At 64.2% G+C, this 18,465-nt stretch carries 18 protein-coding genes; 13 read left to right on the forward strand and 5 right to left on the reverse strand.

Features of this window, described 5'->3' with window-relative positions; all coding sequences use genetic code 11:
• Positions 1-222: 222 nt before the first annotated feature.
• Positions 223-585 (forward strand): hypothetical protein, encoded by a 363-nt coding sequence (locus tag I2H31_RS16425; RefSeq protein ID WP_196294138.1) that lies wholly within the window; start codon positions 223-225, stop codon positions 583-585.
• A gap of 32 nt (positions 586-617) precedes the next feature.
• On the opposite strand, the gene I2H31_RS16430 is transcribed toward I2H31_RS16425, so the two are convergent.
• Together I2H31_RS16430 and I2H31_RS16435 are read right to left on the reverse strand one after the other, a co-directional pair.
• A complete protein-coding gene (locus tag I2H31_RS16430) occupies positions 618-1,001 on the reverse strand; it encodes a hypothetical protein (protein ID WP_196294139.1) in 384 nt (127 codons plus the stop codon).
• A gap of 95 nt (positions 1,002-1,096) precedes the next feature.
• The gene (locus I2H31_RS16435; RefSeq protein ID WP_196294140.1) at positions 1,097-4,129 is read right to left on the reverse strand and encodes a hybrid sensor histidine kinase/response regulator transcription factor; all 3,033 of its coding nucleotides are present in this window, start codon (positions 4,127-4,129) and stop codon (positions 1,097-1,099) included.
• A 409-nt stretch (positions 4,130-4,538) separates the two neighbouring features.
• On the opposite strand from I2H31_RS16435, the gene I2H31_RS16440 reads away from it, so the two are divergent.
• Genes I2H31_RS16440 through I2H31_RS16450 form a run of 3 tightly spaced genes read left to right on the forward strand, consistent with a single transcriptional unit; the run spans position 4,539 to position 8,476 of the window.
• A complete protein-coding gene (locus I2H31_RS16440) occupies positions 4,539-6,776 on the forward strand; it encodes a M43 family zinc metalloprotease (RefSeq protein ID WP_196294141.1) in 2,238 nt (745 codons plus the stop codon).
• Between the two features lie 37 nt (positions 6,777-6,813).
• Positions 6,814-8,304 carry a hypothetical protein gene (locus I2H31_RS16445; RefSeq protein ID WP_196294142.1) on the forward strand — a complete coding sequence of 497 codons (1,491 nt, stop codon included), beginning with the start codon at positions 6,814-6,816 and terminating at the stop codon, positions 8,302-8,304.
• Between the two features lie 19 nt (positions 8,305-8,323).
• Positions 8,324-8,476, forward strand: coding sequence for a hypothetical protein (locus I2H31_RS16450; RefSeq protein ID WP_196294143.1), 153 nt, complete (start codon positions 8,324-8,326; stop codon positions 8,474-8,476).
• A gap of 98 nt (positions 8,477-8,574) precedes the next feature.
• On the opposite strand, the gene radC is transcribed toward I2H31_RS16450, so the two are convergent.
• A complete protein-coding gene (radC, locus tag I2H31_RS16455) occupies positions 8,575-9,318 on the reverse strand; it encodes a RadC family protein (RefSeq protein ID WP_196294144.1) in 744 nt (247 codons plus the stop codon).
• Positions 9,319-9,446: 128 nt separating this feature from the next.
• Between radC and I2H31_RS16460 the strand changes: the two genes are divergently transcribed.
• The 5 genes from I2H31_RS16460 (at position 9,447) to I2H31_RS16480 (ending at position 14,044) form a co-directional block, all read left to right on the forward strand.
• The gene (locus tag I2H31_RS16460; protein WP_196294145.1) at positions 9,447-10,685 is read left to right on the forward strand and encodes a metallophosphoesterase; all 1,239 of its coding nucleotides are present in this window, start codon (positions 9,447-9,449) and stop codon (positions 10,683-10,685) included.
• A gap of 243 nt (positions 10,686-10,928) precedes the next feature.
• Positions 10,929-11,627, forward strand: coding sequence for a hypothetical protein (locus tag I2H31_RS16465; protein WP_196294146.1), 699 nt, complete (start codon positions 10,929-10,931; stop codon positions 11,625-11,627).
• A gap of 141 nt (positions 11,628-11,768) precedes the next feature.
• Positions 11,769-12,443: a carboxypeptidase-like regulatory domain-containing protein gene (locus I2H31_RS16470; RefSeq protein ID WP_196294147.1), complete on the forward strand. Its 675-nt coding sequence runs from the start codon at positions 11,769-11,771 to the stop codon at positions 12,441-12,443.
• A 179-nt stretch (positions 12,444-12,622) separates the two neighbouring features.
• Positions 12,623-13,609: a UV DNA damage repair endonuclease UvsE gene (gene uvsE, locus I2H31_RS16475; protein ID WP_196294148.1), complete on the forward strand. Its 987-nt coding sequence runs from the start codon at positions 12,623-12,625 to the stop codon at positions 13,607-13,609.
• A gap of 75 nt (positions 13,610-13,684) precedes the next feature.
• A complete protein-coding gene (locus tag I2H31_RS16480) occupies positions 13,685-14,044 on the forward strand; it encodes a hypothetical protein (protein ID WP_196294149.1) in 360 nt (119 codons plus the stop codon).
• An 82-nt stretch (positions 14,045-14,126) separates the two neighbouring features.
• Here I2H31_RS16480 and I2H31_RS16485 read toward each other — a convergent pair whose 3' ends face one another.
• Complete coding sequence (locus I2H31_RS16485; protein WP_196294150.1) at positions 14,127-14,507, reverse strand: hypothetical protein; 381 nt, start codon at positions 14,505-14,507, stop codon at positions 14,127-14,129.
• Between the two features lie 95 nt (positions 14,508-14,602).
• Entirely contained in the window at positions 14,603-14,974 is a 372-nt protein-coding gene (locus I2H31_RS16490) for a hypothetical protein (protein ID WP_196294151.1), read from the reverse strand.
• Positions 14,975-15,268: 294 nt separating this feature from the next.
• Here I2H31_RS16490 and I2H31_RS16495 point away from each other — a divergent pair, with 294 nt between their 5' ends.
• Genes I2H31_RS16495 through I2H31_RS16510 form a run of 4 tightly spaced genes read left to right on the forward strand, consistent with a single transcriptional unit; the run spans position 15,269 to position 18,421 of the window.
• Positions 15,269-15,793, forward strand: coding sequence for an RNA polymerase sigma factor (locus I2H31_RS16495; RefSeq protein WP_196294290.1), 525 nt, complete (start codon positions 15,269-15,271; stop codon positions 15,791-15,793).
• 8 nt (positions 15,794-15,801) lie between these two features.
• On the forward strand, positions 15,802-16,713 hold the full coding sequence (locus I2H31_RS16500) for a HEAT repeat domain-containing protein (protein ID WP_196294152.1): 912 nt from the start codon (positions 15,802-15,804) through the stop codon (positions 16,711-16,713).
• Positions 16,658-17,536, forward strand: coding sequence for a DUF4097 family beta strand repeat-containing protein (locus I2H31_RS16505; protein ID WP_230687884.1), 879 nt, complete (start codon positions 16,658-16,660; stop codon positions 17,534-17,536). Before I2H31_RS16500 ends, I2H31_RS16505 begins: the two co-directional genes overlap by 56 nt.
• Before the next feature lie 18 nt (positions 17,537-17,554).
• Complete coding sequence (locus I2H31_RS16510) at positions 17,555-18,421, forward strand: DUF4097 family beta strand repeat-containing protein (protein WP_196294153.1); 867 nt, start codon at positions 17,555-17,557, stop codon at positions 18,419-18,421.
• The last annotated feature ends 44 nt before the right edge of the window (positions 18,422-18,465 follow it).

The raw sequence follows: 18,465 nt of genomic DNA on the forward strand, positions 1-18,465 counted from the left end.
CTACCTGGCCTTTGTCGGCCTCATGCTGGCCAAGGCCGCGACCCTTAATTTGCTCGCGGGTTCATAACACCCTCTAGGCGCGTGGTGGCTAAAGCCTCCTCACCCTGTTCAGGAAAAGGGTCCAGGCAGGAGAACGAGGAGTTATTGCGTTCTACTAGGTCCATTGCTGGCCTGACGAATTACCTTTAAGCGGCGCATTGCCGCCCTCTGCTCGCCTTTCTTATGCCCGCTGATTCTTCCCACGTCGTGCTGTTCGCCGGGCCGTTTGATTACGCGGCCTTTGCCGTGCTGGTGCTGGCCAATGCGTGGTATGCCCGGCGTCCTGGTGCAGCAAGGCCGAAGTGGTGGGCCAAACCGGCCGTTATTGTGCTATTTGTGCTTGTCTTGCCCCTGCTCTCCATGCGGGCGGAAATGGTCCGCACCCTTCGGCCCCCGGGCACGCCCACCGACGCTTTCGAGCTTCTCTACACCATGTTTCGCTTCCCGATATATTGGTTCCTACTCGCTGTCCAAACAGGCGTATTCAATGCGTACAGCCGCCGCAAAAGACTCTTATTTATTCGCCGCTATCGGCTGAAAACGTAGCAAATCCCATGGTTTGACCAAGGTAGGCCCGTTCATTCAAAGGGTCGAGCAGGCAGGCCGCCATCCACGTAGAAGTCCAGGTAACTGAAATTGCGGCTTAGTTCGCTGCTCCACACGGCGGCCAGTAACCCACCCCACGAGCGCCAGCCGCAGCCCATGAAGTGCCTGCCCGCTACCACCGGCACGCCCTGCGGGCTGTACTGGTGCCAATCCCCTCCGGCCCACACCTGGCCCTCGACGATGGCGTGCCGAATGGCCTCGACGTACGGGTGCCATTCCGGCTCGTACCCGGCCAAGTAATCCGGCCAGCGCATGCCTTCCTTGAAATCGAAACTCCCGCCCAAGTCGTTCAGGTTGTAGCTCTCGAGGGTGTCGATGTTTTCATAGCGATGCCACGTGACGGGGAGCTGGTGCATGACGTAAAACTATGCGTCCTTGCTTGGGTGGTGCCGTTCACGCAAAGGGTCCAAAGAGCGAAAGGAGGGTACTGATGGTCACTCATCCGCTAACGCTAGTGTTGCCCGACCGCTTGGCGCGGCGTTTCACTGGGGGCATGTCCGAAGTGACGCGAAAAGCTGGTGGAAAAGTTGGACGGGTTGCTATAGCCCACTCGGTAAGCCGCTTCGGCTACGGTGGCCGCGCCGCCAGCCAGCAGCGCGTGGGCATGGGTGAGGCGCAGGAAGCGGATGAAGTCGCTGGGGGCTTGGTCGGTGAGGGCTTTAAGCTTGCGGTGCAGCTGGGTGCGGCTCATGCCCAACTCGCGGCTCAGTGATTCTACGCCCAGGGTTTCGTCGTCGAGGGCCGCTTCCACGGCTTGGCGCACTCGGGCCAGAAAGGTCTCTTCCGTGGTGGGCGGGCGGGCAGGGGATGGCTCGGTGAGGCTGCGGCGGTAGGCGACCTGCAACTGCTGGCGGCTGAGCACGAGGTTGCGCAGCTGGGCTAGTAGTTCGTCGCGCCGGAAGGGCTTGGTGAGGTAGGCGTCGGCTCCGGTATCGAGGCCCTGGAGCTTGCTGGGCAGGTCGGCCTTGGCCGTGAGCAACACCACCGGAATGTGGCTGGTGCGCTCGTCTTGCTTCAGCGCCCGGCACACGCCGTAGCCATCGAGGCGGGGCATCATGGCATCGGTCAGCACGAGGTCCGGCAAGTGTTCGACGGCGAGGGCGACGCCGACGGCTCCGTTTTCGGCCGTCAGCAACTGGTAAGAGCCCGCCAACAGGGTGCACAGGTAGGCGCGCACGTCGGCATTGTCTTCAATCACGAGCAGCAGCGGGGCGTCCGCTGGCGCGACGGCGAGGGACTCGGCGGCGAGGGAAGGCGGCGGGACGACCGCCTTACCCCGCCCAATGACCGGTGCGGATGCGGGCGCCCCGCTGGCCACCGCCAGGGGCAGCCGCACCGTCACGGTAGTGCCGCAGTCTACCTCACTGGCGAGGGCAATGGTGCCTCCATGCAGTTCAACCAACTCCTTGGTCAGGGCCAAACCGATGCCGGTGCCCTCCTGTTCGCGCGTAGGCGAATGGTCGACTTGGTAGAACCGGTCAAACACATGCGGCATTTGGGCCGGGGCGATGCCACAACCGGTGTCGCGGACCGTCAGCGTCACCCATGTTGGAGCCGGTGCTGGGGCGGCTTCTTCCTGGAGCCGCACCGTCACGGCGCCACCGGCGGGGGTAAATTTAAACGCATTGGTGAGCAGGTTGGCCAGTATCTTCTCCAGCATGTCGGCCTCAAAGTCGACGAATAATTCGAGCGGGTCCGCTTCGAAGGAGCAGCCGATGCTGCGTTGCTGGGCCAGCGACGCAAACGAACCGACCACGCCGCGCACGAAGCCCACCACCTCGCCCGGCGCGGGGTGCAGCACCTGCTGGCCGGCTTCGAGGCGGCTCAAATCCAGCAGTTGGTTGATGAGATGCTGCAGGCGCTGGGCGTTGCGCTGCACCAGCTCGGCCTGCTGGCGGGTGCCGGGCTCGCGGGTGTCGGCCGCAATCTGGGCGGCCGGCCCCAGCATGAGCGTCAGCGGGGTGCGGAACTCGTGGGTGATGTTGGTGAAGAAGCGGGTTTTTGCTTCGTCCAGCGTCCGCAGCTGGTCGGCCTGGGCGCTTATCTCGTCGCGCTGGGCCGCCAGGGTGAGGTTCTGGGCGCTGATTTCTTCGGTACGCGCCCGCACGGTGGCTTCGAGGCGCTCCTTTTCGGTGCTCAGCAGTTGCCGCCGCTCGGCTTCCTGGGCCAGGTTTTGCGCCGAGAGCTGCTCGACCTGCCGCAGCTGCACCTCCAGGTGGTGGCGCGTGGCGGCAAAGTCGCGGGCCAGGTAAATGGACATGCAAATCGGCAGCACGAGCCCGCAGACCTGAACGAAGATTTGCGCAGCCAGAAAATCGGGATTGTCCCAGCGGTGAACGAAACGGAAGGCACTACCGGCCACCAAAGGCATCAGCATGGCGCCCAGCATCCCGACGAGCAGCAGCCCCATGCCCGGCTGCTGCTGCTTCAGCGCCCGGCCCAGGGCCGGCAGCAACCGGAGCCAGGCCAGCAGAAAGACGCCTATCATCACGGCGGGCACCTGGTTGCCGGCGGTGGGCGCGGCCAGCCATTGGACGGCGTGGCCCAGGCTCGCCAGCCCCAGCAGCCCCAGCCAGAACCACGGCAGGCGGGTGCGGCACATGGCATACAGAAACACCAGCAGCGACCCGCTGCTCAGCGCCGCTCCCAGTTGAAAGCCCAGCTCCACCCACCAGCGAATTTCTTCGTCCACGCACGTGGCCCGCAGAAACACCAGGAAGGTGGTGGCCGCGGTGGCGGCCAGGTAGCAGCTGAAATACAGGTTGGTACGCTGGGGCCGGTAGAACCAGAACAAGCAGAAGTGCAGCACCGCTAGGACCATGGCGCTGGCCACGGTAATCAGGCTGAGCGTGTCGGAGCGCGCCTGGCGCACGCGCTCGGCTATCAGGCGCTCGGCGGGGGCCACCCACAGGTCCAGGCCGGCGTAGGGCCGGGGCCAGGCCGCAAACCTGGCGTAGCGAATGGCCAGCAAGTGGGGGCCCGGCTCGCGCAGCATAAACGGCAGCAGGCGGTAGCGCGGCCGCACCCCCTGGGTGGTGGAAGCCGAGGTGCCAATGGTGCCGTAGCGGCCCAACAAGCGGCCGTCGAGGTAGATTTCGGAGGCGCCGTCCTGCACCATGTGCAAGCCCAGGGGCTGCCCCAGCAGGGCCGGGTCGAGGGTGAAGCGCAGCCGGAAGCAGCCCGTGCCGCGCCAGCCCGGCGGCTCCTTGCCCACCAGAAAATGGGGGCCGACCAGCCGCCAGTGCTGGTCGCGGGTGGCGGGACTGGCCCAACCGGGAGGGGAACCCGGCTGGTAACGCCACGGCCGGCTGCCGCCGAGCCGCTGCATGGCTGGCGAATACACCTGCGCGGCGCGCAGCTGCACCAGGGCGCTATCGGACGCGGCCGGGACGATGGCCGCCGCTGCTTGGGGAGCGGACCGGGCGTAGGCCACCAGCCCGCTGAGCAGGCTGCTGAGGAGAACGACAAGATGACGAAGATTCATCAACATCGGCAGGAGGGAATGGAAAAACAGCAAGGCCCGCACTACTAAGGTAAAGGCTGCGACCTTGACGGTAAGCAGATTATCCTATCGATTAGTGGCACCCGCTGGTTTGTCAGCGCGAATCTGAAAAAATGCCCCGGCGTTACCTCCGCAAATGCATTTGCACCCTGCGCAAACGCTCCCGCTACGGCAGCATATGCTTTTGCAACGTGCGCAAAGGCCCACTGGGGTCATTTGGCCTTGCTTTGCAGGCGTTCCAGCGCCTCACTTTTCACTGGGTGCTGGGGCCCGCAAGGGATTTCCTGACCTCCGGCTGTCGTCGGTCAAAACGGTGGGTTGCTCGCCGGAGCTCCTTTTTAACCTCAAGCTACTTGTCAGGGCCTTTTTCACTTTTACACGAAGAATACTCATGCGCTTTTTCTTACTCCTCCTCCGGTTCTGCGGCTGCTGGCTGCTGGGGGCTGCCGCCCTTTTCGGCAGCGCTGATGCGCTGGCCCAAACGTCGACCACCTCATTCAGCTGCGGTTTCGACCGCTTGCAACAGGCGGCCTTTGCCCGGCAACCCGGCTCGAAAGCGGCCTATGAGCAGTTTTTGGCCCAGGCCGCCCGGCTGGCCGGCCAGCAGCGCAGCTCCTTGGGTGCGGCCCCCGATGTGACGGTGCCCGTGGTGGTGCACATTATGTTCTCATCGACGGGTGGAACGTCCGCCGGCATCACCGACGCGCAGGTGGCGGACGCGCTGCGGGTCGTGAACCTGGACTTCAGCAAAACCAACCCCGACACGGCCGCCGTCATCCCGGCGTTTCAGGCGCGGGTGGCCAACGTGGGCTTCCGCTTCCGGCTGGCCCAACTCGACCCCAACGGCAACTGCACCACCGGCATCACCCGCACGTTCTCGGCGACTGCCACGGCGCAGTCAGGCAACGACGACCTGCTGAAGCGGCAAGTCCGCTGGGACCCGGCCCGCTACCTCAACATCTGGGTGGTAGAAGGCATCAACAACAGCCTGACCAGCCTCGGCGGCTACGCCTACCTGCCCTGCACCGGCGGCACGCTCGATGGCATCGTGATTTTGAAGAGCCTGTTTGGCACCGTGGGGGCCGCCGCGGGCAATGGCTTTGCCGGGCGGGCGCTCACCCACGAAATTGGGCACTACTTCGGCCTGTCGCACACCTGGGGCAATACCAACACCCCCGGCCTGCCCGCCAACTGCGGCCTCGGCGATGGCATTGCCGACACGCCCACCACCATCGGCACGTTTACCTGCAACCTGGCCTTCACCTCTTGTGCCGACCCGCTCACCGGCGCGCCCATCCTGGCCAACGTGCAGAACTACATGGACTACGCGCCGTGCATCTGCATGTTCACGCTGGGCCAGCGCGCGGTGATGCGCGCCGCCCTGGCCCTGGGCTGCCGCCAGCAGCTGACCAGCGCGGCCAACCTGGCGGCCACCGGCACTGCCGATGGCTACCAGCCGCCGGCCGGCGGCTGCCCGGCGGCAGTGGCCATCGGCGTGGACCAGCGCCGGGTGTGCGCCAACCAGAGCGGCGGGCCGCGCTACTTCACGGGCTTCGGCACCAGCGACGCTCTGAACGCGGCCACCGCCACGGTGCAGTGGGCGTTTCCGGGCGGGGTGCCGGCCACCAGCACCTCGCGCGTGGCGCGGGTGAGCTACCCCACGCCCGGCGTCTACGCCGTGACCCTGACCATTACGCCGGCCGGCGGCCCGCCCGTGACCCGCACCGAGCCGCAGTGGATGCAGGTGAGCGGGCCCGGCACGGGCCTCGCGGGGGCCGTCAACGAATCGTTTGAGAACCCGGCCTTCCCCAACAACTTTGGCCCCGCCGACCTGCGCAACTGGTTGGTGGACACCGTGAACCGAGCCGTGGCCAACCGCTGGCAGCGGGCGGGCGGCGGCGCGTTGGTGGCGGCCGACGGCACGGCCTGCCTGGTGGTGCCCAACGTGCTGGTGCAGGCCAACCAGCCGTATTATTCCATCATCACCTCGCCCGCCCTCGACCTGAGCGCGTTTCAGGGGGCGGGCCATTCGGCGCGGCTCAGCTTCCGCACGGCGCGGGCTAGCAATCCCACCCTGTCGGGCTCCGGCAACGACGTGCTGGTGGTGCAGTACGGCCCTGACTGTGAAGTGTATAGCAACGTCACCGGCCAGAGCTACACCACCGGCAGCCTCCAGGTGCCGGGCCAGACGGCCCAAAACGGCTTCGTGCCCACTTCCGTGCAGCAGTGGACCACCATCACGCTGCCGCTCGACCCGCAGTACATCGGCCCGGCCACTTGGCTGCGCTTCCAGTTTCAAAGCACCGGCGGCAACCCCTTCTACCTCGACCGCGTGCGCATCGAAGACCCCGCTGCGCCCCTGGCCACCCACAACGAAACACTGGCCCGCCCCGCCCTAGAAGTGTACCCCAACCCGGCCACCCGCGAATTGCGCCTGCGTTACCCGGCCCCCGGTCCGGCCCCCACCGGGCTGCGCCTCTACGACGCGCTGGGCCGGCAGGTGCGGGCCTTTGCCGCGCCCGTCCCCGATGGCCCCCTCTCGCTGCAGGGACTGGCGGCGGGCGTGTACGTGCTGCGGGGCGAGCTGGCCGGCCACCCCATGAGCTGCCGCGTGGCGGTAGCCGAGTAAACCGCCACTGCCTCTTCACCCGCTCTTTTCTGCTTCTATGAAAACCTGTTTTTCCCTGTTTACCCTGCTGCTGTTGTCGGCCCGCTTTACCGCCTGCGCCCAGTCGGTGGGCATTGGCACCACGGCCCCCGATGCCAAGTCGGCGCTCGACATTCGGGCCAGCGACCGGGGCCTGCTCATCCCGCGCCTCACCGCCGCCCAGCGCACGGCCATCACCAGCCCACCCCAGGGCCTGATGGTGTACCAGACCGACGGCACGCCCGGCGGTGGCCTCCAGACCGGCTTCTGGTACTATGCCGGCACGCCTGCCGCCTGGGTGTTCCTCAACCCGGCCGGGGGCGGGGCCGACAACCTGGGCAACCACACCGCCACCCAGGTCCTGAACCTGCAAGGCAATGCCCTGACCGGTACCGGGGCCTCGGTGGGCACCGCGGTGGGCGTGGGCGTGCGGGCCGACGGGGGCCTGAACCTGGGCCAGAACACGACCGGCAACAACGTATTCCTCGGCTACCAGGCCGGTGCCACCACGACAGGCAGCTTTAACACGTTCAGCGGCTACCAGGCTGGGGCCGCCGCCACGACGGGCAGTTACAATACCTTCAGCGGCTACCAGGCCGGCACCCGCAATACGACGGGCAACTACAACCTGTTCAGCGGCTACCAGAGCGGCTATTCTAACTCGACGGGCAGCAACAACACGTTCAGCGGCGGCTATCGGAGCGGCTTCTACAACACGACGGGTGGCAACAACACGTTCAGCGGCACCGATAGCGGGTTCAACAACTCGACGGGCAGCAACAACGTGTTCAGCGGCTACAGCAGCGGTTTCTTCAACCAAACGGGTAGCAACAACTACTTCAGCGGCTATCAGGCCGGCTACTACAACTCAACGAGCAGTAATAACCAATTCAGCGGCTACCAGAGCGGCTACAACAACACGACGGGCGACCAGAACCAGTTCAGCGGCTACCAGAGTGGCTACGTCAACACCACGGGCTTCCGCAACCTGTTCATTGGGTACCAGAGCGGCATCAGCAACACGACGGGCTCTAGGAACTGGGCGTTTGGCTACCTGGCCGGCCCCAACGTCAATAACCTGACCAACGCGGGGGCCATCGGCTACCAGGCCACGGTCAGCCAGAGCAACAGCTTGGCGCTGGGCGGTCTCGGCGTCTTCGCCGTGAACGTGGGCATCGGCACGAGCCGGCCCAGCCAGCGACTGGAGGTGAACGGCAATATCCTGGCCACCGGCACCGTCAACATGGGCTGGACGCAGCTATCCGGCACATACAACCTGCCCGGCCACGTCCAGGATAGTTATACCCTCACCTGTCCCAGCGGCATGCGGGTGCTGGGCGGTGGCGGCGGCCACCGCGACAACACCATCGCCGCCTCGGTTATTACCATCCACTACTCGGGCCCCGACCCCAACGACCCCGAGCATACCTGGCGCGTAATCGTCGGCAACGTTGCCAACAACGCCCGCGCCATCCGCGTTTATTGCAACTGCGCCCGTATCGCGCCCTAATCCGGGAACTGCCCAGCTCGTGGTGCCGCTCGTGCAGGCCGTGCAGGAACTGAGCGCCGAGTACGAGGTGCTCAGCGCCGCCACCAACCACGCCGACTTGCAAGCGCTTCAAGCCCAGTTGGCCCGCCTGATTGGCGAAGTGCCCTCAATAAGTCTCTCCCCGGATAAATAAACTGGTACAGTCAGCTACTTCTGCTGGCACAACGCGAAATAACCAGACCGCACGTGCCTAACTAAGTTTACGCAAAGGGTGGTTTTACCCTACCCGCCCTACAGCATGCCCTCGTCGGCAAAACTATAGTAGCCCTGGTCGGAATAGATGAGGTGGTCGAGGATGGGCAAGTCCAGGAAGTTGCCGGCTTCCTTCAGCTTTTTGGTGAGCTGAATGTCGGCGGCGCTGGGGTTGCGGTTGCCGCTGGGGTGGTTGTGCACCAGGATGATGCTGCTGGCCAGCTGCTCCAGGGCTTCTTTGAAAATCATTTTGGGGTCGGCCACGGTGCCGGCCACGCCGCCCCGGCTGATGGCGGTTTTGCGCATCACCACGTTGGCCCGGTTCAGCAGGATAACCCAGAATTCCTCGTGCGGCAGGTCCATCAGGTTGGGCCGAATCAGGTTGTAGATGTCGCGCGAGCAGGTGATGGTGGTGCGCGGGGCGGCGTCGGCTTCCTTGCGGCGGCGGCCCAGCTCCAGCGCCGCCACCACCGTAATGGCCTTGGCCTCGCCGATGCCGGGGTGGCGGCAAAGCTGCTTCACGCTCTCGCGGGCCAGGGCGTTCAGGTCGTTGCCCACGCCTTGCAGCATGAGCTTGGCCACATCCACGGCCGATAATTTCACGGTGCCCGAGCCCAGCAGAATGGCAATCAGCTCGGCATCGGACAGGGCGGCGCGGCCCTTGGCCTGCAGCTTTTCGCGGGGCCGGTCGTCCTCGGCCCAGCTCTTGATGCCGGAAGCGGCGGGCGCGGCGTAGGGCGCGGCAGCGGGGGAGGGTTCGGGCAGGCGGTCAAGGGGTTCCATGCGGCTTGGGGCGGGTAGATGGCAAAAGTTCGATTAAATGTAAAGCAAAAGCCGCCGGGGCGCGTTTAAACTTGCAGCCCGCGGCGGCGTTAATGCGGCGGGCGCGTTCTCCGCTCCGTTTTTAGAATATGCGAAATCCGATTGTGTTGTGGTTGGTGCTGGGCCTCGTGGTGCTGGCCGAATGGTATGGGTATCAGGCCGTGCGCACGCTGGCGCAGCACCTCTCGCCGGGCGCGCGGCGCGGGGTGGCCATCGGCTACTGGCTGCTCACGGTGGCCGTGTGGGGCTTGGCCATCTGGGCCGGCAGCACCCGCCAGGCGGGCAACACCGTGCTGAAAAGCTACCTCATGAGCCTGCCGCTGCTGCTGCTGGCCGCCAAAATCGTCGTCCTCGTCCCGCTGCTGCTCGAAGACCTGACGCGCCTGGGCCGCTGGGCCCTGAGCTCGGCCACGCGGCCGGCCGGGGTGGCCGGCGAGGCCATTCCGCGCAGCAAGTTCCTGGCCATGGTGGCGCTGGGGCTGGGCGCCATTCCCTTCGCCGGCCTGCTGTGGGGCATGGTGAAAGGCGCCACCGACTACCAGGTGCGCCGCGTCACGCTGAAATTTCCCAACCTGCCGCCGGCTTTTGATGGCTTCAAGGTCATCCAGATTTCGGACCTGCACACCGGCAGCTTCAATTCCACCGAGCCCCTGCAGCGGGCCGTGGCCCTCATCAACCAGCAGGCCGCCGACCTCGTGCTGATGACCGGCGACCTGGTGAACAACCGCGCCACCGAAGTCGAGCCCCACATTCCGGCCCTGCAGGGCATCAAGTCCGACCTGCCCATTTTCTCCAGCCTCGGCAACCACGACTACGGCGACTACGTGCAGTGGGGCAGCGCGGCCGAGAAGCGCGCCAACCTGGAGCGCCTCATGCAGAACCACGCCAAAATCGGTTGGACCCTGCTCAACGACACCGCTCACACCATCGAGCGCGGCGGCGACAAAATTGCCATCGTGGGCGTGCAAAACTGGAGCAGCCACGCCAACTTCCCCAAGCACGGCAACCTGCCCAAGGCCCACGCCGCCAGCGGCGACGCGCCCTTCAAAATTCTGCTCTCGCACGACCCCTCGCACTGGGAAGCCCAGGTGCTGAGCTACCCCGACATCGACCTCACCCTCAGCGGCCACACCCACGGCATGCAGTTCGGTGTGAACCTGCCCTTCCTGAAATGGAGCCCCGTGGAATACGTGTATAAGCAGTGGGCCGGCCTCTACGAGCAGGGCCGCCAGAAGCTGTACGTGAACGTGGGGCTGGGCTTTCTGGGCTACCCGGGCCGCGTGGGTTTCCTGCCCGAAATCACGCTGTTCGAATTACGTCGGGCGTAACGTGACTGGTGAATAAGGAGAATAGATAGAACGCCGAACACTCAGAACGTCATCTTAAAAGAACGTCATGCTGAGCTTGTCGAAGCATCTCGCGTGCCGCAGTAATTATTCACTCTTGCCCGCGAGATGTCTCGACCAGTTCGACATGACGTTCTTTCTATATCGCCCGGCAACATCCGCTAGGCCATTGCCGTAAAGCGCCCCCAAACCAGTTACGGTTGTTCTTTTAATTCCTTCAACACCATGAAAAATTCCCTCCTGATGCTCGCGGGCGCTGCTGCCCTCTCGTTGGCTTCCTGCTCGCAGGAAAAAACCAAGGACACCACCGTGGCCGCCGGCGACGGCACCACGACCACTACGACCACCACGGGCCCGATGACGGACGCCCAGATTGAGGCCCGCGCCCAGCAGATTGCCGACAAGATGGCGGCCAACATGAAAATCACGGACGAGGCCACCAAAACCAAAATCCGCACCGTGTACGTGAACCGCTACAAGCGCATGAACGACCTGCGCAGCAAGTACACCGCCGACACCACCGGCATGGCCGCCGCCATGCGCGACGCCTACGCCGCCGAGGACCAGGAATTCAAAGTGATTTTCGTGGACCCCACCCAGTACCAGGCCTACGAGTCGAGCCGCTCGACCTACGACGACAGCAACTACGCCGCGGACCAGAGCAGCGACATGTCGTCGTCGTCGATGAGCGGCGACACGGCTTCTTCGGGTGCAATGTCCTCGGATATGTCGGCCGGCGGCACGCCCTCCAGCATGACCACCACCGAAACTTCCACCACGACCACCAACGGTGGCACGATGAGCGCCGATGCCATGTCGGCCTCGAAAATGAAAGCCAAAGCCGACGACGGCAGCAAGCTGAAGGTGAAAGAGAACGGCAAAGTGAAGGTGAAAGAAGCCGACGGCACCAAAATCAAAAACTAGCGGTTTGGTCGATGCAATCGGCCGAGCCGTCGTAGAAAAGCCCGCGCCTGCAACGGTGCGGGCTTTTTTTGGCTCGTTGGGTTGCTACTTTGTGGTTGCGATTTGCGTATTCAATGGATGTTTGCTGAAGTAGTGCCTTGTGTGCGTGCCGGTTGGGCCGTGTGGAGCCGGCGGCTGAACCTGCTAGCCGTGCTGTGCCTGCTGGCGCTGGCCGCCCGCGCCCAGGCACCCAACACCGTGCGCCTGAGCGGCAGCGTGGCCGAAGCCGGCGCCCGCACGCCCGTGCCCGGCGCCACCGTGCAGGTGCAGCGCACCCGCCGCGGCGTGGTCACCGACGCCACCGGCAACTTCGGCCTCGACGTGCTGCCCACCGACACGGTGCTGTTCCGGGCCCTGGGCTTCAAAACCCAGCGGCTGCCCATGGGCGGCACCGGCCTCTCGCAGCTGGTGGTGCGCATCCAGCTGGTGCGCGACAGCGTGCAACTGGGCGAAGTGCAGGTGGTGAGCGACCGCGCCGACCGCGCCGTCATCAACCGGGCGCTGCGCAACATCAAGCGCCCCGCGCCGCCCGTGGTGAGCGGCGCCAAGCGTCCGCCGAAACCCAAGCCCCTCTTCGCCGTCGACTCCACCGCGCCCAAAGCGCCGGTGCCCACCCTGGAAAGCCCCATCAGCCTGATTTACGACCAGTTTTCGCGCGAGGGCCGGCAGCGCCGCAAGATGGAGGAAATCGAAGCCGAGCAGAAAGCCGAGAAGCTGCGCAAAGCCCGGGCCGAGTACAACAAAGCCTTCCGCGACAACCGCGGCTACGAGCCGTAGGAAAAGAGGAATCAACAGAACGGTCATGTCGAGCCTGTCGAGACATCTCGCGTGGGGTAGTAATTATTTACTCCTGCACGCGAGATGTCTCGACAGGCTCGACATGACCGTTCTGTTGATTTGCTTGGGCCTTCTTCGTTCTGATAACCGTGCCGCTGCCCTTCCCGTAAGCCCGAAGTATGAAAATCGGGTATCCCTGCGTGAACGAGGCGATGGATTGCAGCGCCGCCAACACCTTCCGGCTGGCCTCCTACAGCGAAGAGCGGCTGGTGGCGGCCGTGACGGCCAACTTGGCCTGCCTGCGCCGCATGCTGGAATGGAACGTGGCCCAGGGCCTGCTTTTTTTTCGGATGGGCTCGGGCATCGTGCCCTTTGGCTCGCACGAAATCAACACCTTTCCCTGGCAAACGCATTTCGCGGCCGATTTCCAAAGCATCGGCGACTACATCAAGGCCCATAACCTGCGCGTCAGCTTCCACCCCGACCAGTTTGTGGTGCTGAACTCGCCCAGCCCGGACATTGTGCAGCGCAGCATTCAGGAATTGGTGTACCAGGGCTCGATGCTGGATTTGATGGGGCTGGACGGCACCGCCAAGCTTCAGATTCACGTGGGCGGGCTCTACGGCGAGCGGGAGCTGGCCATTGAGCGGTTTGCGGCGGTGCACGCCACGCTGCCCGAGGCCGTGAAAGCCCGCGTGGTGGTGGAAAACGACGACCGGCTGTATTCGCTGCGCGACTGCCTGCACTTGCACGAACTGACCGGCGTGCCCATTCTCTTCGACAACTTCCACCACGAGTGCCTCAACCACGGCGAGCCCATGCCCGAGGCCCTGCGCCTGGCCGCCGCCACCTGGCACCCCACCGCCGACGGCGTGCCCATGATGGACTACAGCTCCCAAGCCCTGGGCGAGCGCAAAGGCAAGCACACCGACGACCTGGTGGACGACCTGTTTCGGGCCTTTCTGGCCGAATTGAACGGGCTAGACTTCGACATGATGCTCGAAATCAAGAACAAGGAAGCCAGCGCCCTGCGCGCCGTGGCCATCCTGCGCGAGCTGGGCCTGAGCGCCCCAGCGCCCAACGTCCCCAGCCCGCCCCTCACCCTGCCGCCCGACCCAAACGCGCCCGCCAAGGCCAAGCGCGCCAAGAAAGAGGCAAAAGTTTAAAGCGAGGAGTTATAACCGGCTGATTCAACTCTTCTTCAGCACATCAGCACCTTAAAAAATCAATTCATCAACCTCATGCCCTCCGACCAACTTCTTGCCACCGTCAGCGCCCTGAAAAACGGCCTCACTAGCCTGCCCCTGGGCTCGGCCATGGACAACACCGAAACCTGGCAGCAAACCTTTCTGCAGAGCGGCGAGCCCGGCCTGCAGGACATTGCCCGCGAAATCGGCAACCTGCAGTCGCTGCTCACCAGCGGCGCGCTCAGCGCCCACGCCATCGGCAATTCCCTCACCATGCTGGGCAACCAAACCAGCCAGCTAGCCACCCAGGCTGCGGCCGACGTGAAAAAGCCCCTGCAAGAGCTGGCCGACCTGCTCCGCAAGCACGGCGGCGACCTGCTGGCCCACGCCGAAAAAAACCAGAAAAAGAAGTAGCCTCGCCCCAAGACAGCGCAAGCAAAAGCCCCGTTCAGCTACTGAGCGGGGCTTTTTTGTGTGGAAACCTAAGCTAAGCGGCCTAGCGTGGCACGTTGCTGCTGTTGCTGCGGCGCGAGCGGCTGGGCACCACCTCGTTGGACTGGCGGCGCTTGTCGTCGCGGATGAGGGGCTGCTCGCGCACGTCGGGCACGGTGTTGGGCGACAGCTCGGGCGTTCCGGCTGGGATGTAGGTGCTTTCCGACGACGTCTGGCGGCTGGGCTGGGCGTCGCGGTTGGTGGGCGTGCGCTGCACCTCCGGCGGCCCCTGAATGGTGCTTTGGTTCAGGGCCGGGTTCACGGGCGGGATGGTGGTCTGGCCCTGGCTGCCGCCGCGCACAGGCGCCGAGGGGTCGAAGGGCACGGTTTGGGCCTGGGCCGAGGCGGCCAGCAGCAGGTTGGCCAGTAACAGGAACGATTTCATGGGCGGGGAGGAAAGGAGGGAACAATAAAAAACCGGCTGCTTCGGGAGAAACAGCCGGTTTTAGACTACTTACGGCGCTGAGCCGCAAAAAGTTACTAGCGGGGCGACGAGGAGCCTTTCATTTTGCCTTTCGAAGCTTTGTCTTTCGACTTCATGCGACCCGAAGTGCTGCTGCCCGAAGTGCTGCCCGACGTGGAGCCCATGGTGCTGCCCGAAGTCGACATGGAGCCGGAGCCCGACGTGGTACCCATGGAGCCGCTGGTGCTGGTGTTCATCGTGCCCGTGGTGGAGCCGGTGGTGCCCGACGTAGTGCCCATGGAGCCGCTGCTGGTGGTGCTGCCCACCGTGGTGCCCGTGGTGCCGCCTACAGTGGAGCCGCTGGTGGTGCCCGACGTGGTTTGCGCGAAGGCGGCGCTGCTCAGGCCGGTAGTCAACAATAGGGCAAGAAGAATTTTGGTGATTTTCATGGTAAGCGGAGTGGAAATGTGGAAAGGAAGGGATTGTTGTGGATGCGGCTTTACGGACTAATACCCCGATTGGGTTACAGAAACAAAGCCGTAATATTCATTGCAACAGCTATTTGATTTAATTCTTGCCGCTGATTTTCAAGGTTCAGACCGCAATAGGCAGGAGCTAGGGACAGCAACAATAAAAAATCTGCTCACCTTCCGGTAACCTTCGGCGGCGGCAGCGGTGTCCACCGTCAAATAACCCTAACAACCCCTTGTACCTGCTTGGACTCGCTATCGGATAATGCCTTGATGCTGCGGGTGAAGGCCGGCGACGTGGACCGCATGGGCCTGCTGTTTGAGCGCTACCACCGGCCGCTGTTCGGCTTTCTCTACCACATGCTGGGCCACGCCGACACCAGCCAGGACCTGGTGCAGAACGTGTTCTACCGCATGCTCAAGTACCGCCACACCTTTACCGGCGAGGGCGAGTTCCGCACCTGGATGTACCACCTGGCCCGCAACGTGCTGGCCGACCACGCCAAGAAAAACCGTCACGCCCGGCACCACGCCGACGTGGACGACCTGGCGGAGCACCTCGGCGGCGGCAGCCCCGCCGACGCCGGCCTGGAGCGCGCCCAGGAAGTGGCCACCCTGCACCAGGCCCTGGCCCGCCTCAGCCCCGACCACCGCGAAGTGCTGGTGCTAAGTCGCTTCCAGGAAATGAAGTACGGGGAAATTGCCCAGGTGCTGGGCACCACCGAAGGCGCCGTGAAGGTGCGCGTGCACCGCGCCATGAACGAGCTGAAAACCGCTTACCTCCGCATCGAAAATTAACTACCTATATGAACTGTGACCGCACCAAAGACCAGTTGGTCGACTACCTAAGCAGTCAGCTTTCCGAAACCGAACAAGCCGCGTTGTCGGCCCACCTAGCCGAGTGCGCCGACTGCCGCGAGGAGCTGCAAACCACCCAGCGCGTGTGGCAAACCTTGGGCGCCGTGCGCGTGCCCGAGCCCAGCCCCAGCCTGCGCCCCGAGTTCTACGCCATGCTGGCGGGGTTCAAAGAAGAAGTGAAAGCCACGCCCGATTACTCGCTGAAAGGCCTGTGGCAGTGGTGGCTGCACCTGGACGTGCCCCGGCCCATTCTGCGGGCCGTGTACAGCCTGTGCTTGCTGGGCGTGGGCCTAGTGGGCGGGTACTGGCTGAACCGCCAGCCGCCAGCCGCTACCGGCCAGCAGGAGCAGATTGCCGCCCTGGCCAGCGAGGTGACCCACATGAAGCAAGTGATGCTGCTCTCGCTCATCAAAAACCCCTCGGCCACCGAGCGGCTGCGCGCCGTGAGCTATACCCAGCAGCTCGATGAGCCCACGGCCAAAGTGGTGAACGCCCTGCTCAGCACTCTGAACAACGACCCCAACGTGAACGTGCGCCTCGCCACGCTGGAAGCTTTGGCACCGCTGGCCGAAGACCCGCGGGTGCGCGAAGGCCTGGTGCACGCACTGGCCCAGCAGGACTCGCCGCTGGTGCAAACCGCCCTGGCCGACGTGATGGTGCAGCTGCAGGAGCGCCGCTCGGTGCAGCCGCTGCGCCAGCTGCTTCAGCAGCCCAACCTCGACGAGTCGGTGAAAAGCAAAATCGAAGAAAGCATCAAAACCCTGCAAACCGGCCGGCCCGCCGCGCCCTCAACCCCTCCCAGCCATGACCAGACCCTTATTTCGCCGCAGCCTGAGCGTGTTCGTACTCTCGCTGTGTAGCGCCGCCGCATGCCGCGCCCAAAGCAAAGAAGCCATCGAGAAAATCAGCAAAGAGCTTGCCCTGACCGCCGAGGCCGGCAAGAGCACGCTGGCGCTTTACAACATCTTCGGCTCGGTGCGGGTGGAGGGCTACGCGGGCAACAAAGTGCTGGTGGAAGCCACCAAAACCATTCGGGCCGACAACGCGGCCGCCCTGGAACAGGGCAAGAAGGAAGCCCAAGTAGGCTTCTACCAGCACGGCGACAGCGTGGTGGTGTACCTGACTGGTCCGCAGGACTCGCGCCCGCACGACAACCACAACCGCTGGGACAATCGGGACCGCGACATCGACTACCGCTACGAGTTCGATTTTGTGGTGAAGGTGCCCTACGCCATGAACCTGCACGTGCGCACCATCAACAACGGCACCATGGAAGTGAAAGACGTCACGGGCCAGCTGTTCGTGGGCAACGTGAACGGCCCCATTACCCTCACCAACGTGCGGGGCACCACCCGGGCCCACACCGTGAACGGCAACGTGGACGCCACTTACGCCGCCAACCCCAGCGGGGCATCATCTTACCACACCATCAACGGCAAAATCCGGGTGAAGTACCCGGCCGGCCTCGGCGCCAACCTGCACTTCAAGAGCATGCACGGCGAGTTTTACACCGACTTTCCGGACGCCGAAATTCTGCCGGCGCAAGTCACCAAAAACCAGGAAGGCAAAGGCGGCGGCACGGTGTACCGGCTGAGCAAAGACCAGGCCGTGCGCATCGGCAAAGGCGGCCCCGACTTCCGTTTCGAAACCCTCAACGGCGACGTGACCGTCTCCAAACTTTAGCTAATTCATTTCCTCACAATGACTATTTTCCTTCGACTATCCCGCGCCCAACTGGCGCGCCGGCTCGCGCTGGCCCTGGTTTTCCTTAGCACTGCCCTGGCCGGCCAGGCCCAGGACGACAAAGACGCCAAAGAAAGCCTCACCGTGGCCCTGAGCGCGCCCGGCAAGCCCGGCACGCTGGAAGTGGGCCTCGTGAACGGCTTCATCCACGTGACCGGCTACGGCGGCAAAGACGTGGTGATTGACGCCAGCACCCGGCCCGCCAAGGCCAGCCGGCGCTCGCCCGAGCCCCCCACGCCGCCCGGCGGCATGAAGCGCCTCTCGTCGGTGAGCGGGCTGAACCTGACGGCTGAGGAGAAAAACAACCACGTGGAAATCTCCACCCAGTCGCACGCCCACCCGGTCGACCTCACCATCCGGGTGCCGCAGAACTTCTCGCTGCAGCTCAGCACCGTCAACAACGGCGACATCATTGTGGAAAACGTGAACGGCCAGCTCGAAATTTCCAACGTGAACGGCGCCATTCAGCTCAACAACGTCTCCGGCTCGGCCGTGGCCAACACGGTGAACGGCAACCTCGTGGCCACCTTCAAAAGCGTGAACAACGGTGCGCCCATGGCCTTTTCCACCCTCAACGGCAAGGTCGACGTCACGTTCCCGTCCAATGTCAAAGCCTCGCTGAAAATGAAATCGGAGCGCGGCGAAGTCTTCAGCGACTTCGACGTGGCCGTGGACAAAACGCCCGCCAAAGTGACCCGCACCTCGCAAAACGGCCTCACCCGCCTCAGCACCGACGACTGGACCTACGGCAAGGTGAACGGCGGCGGCGCCGAAGTGATGATGAAGACCTTCAACGGGAATATTTACCTGCGGAAAGTGAGGTAGGCGTTAATTGGCAATAAGCAAAAACCAGAACGTCATGTCGAGCT

The sequence above is a fragment of the Hymenobacter ruricola genome, assembly GCF_015694525.1.
Lineage (GTDB): Bacteria > Bacteroidota > Bacteroidia > Cytophagales > Hymenobacteraceae > Hymenobacter > Hymenobacter ruricola.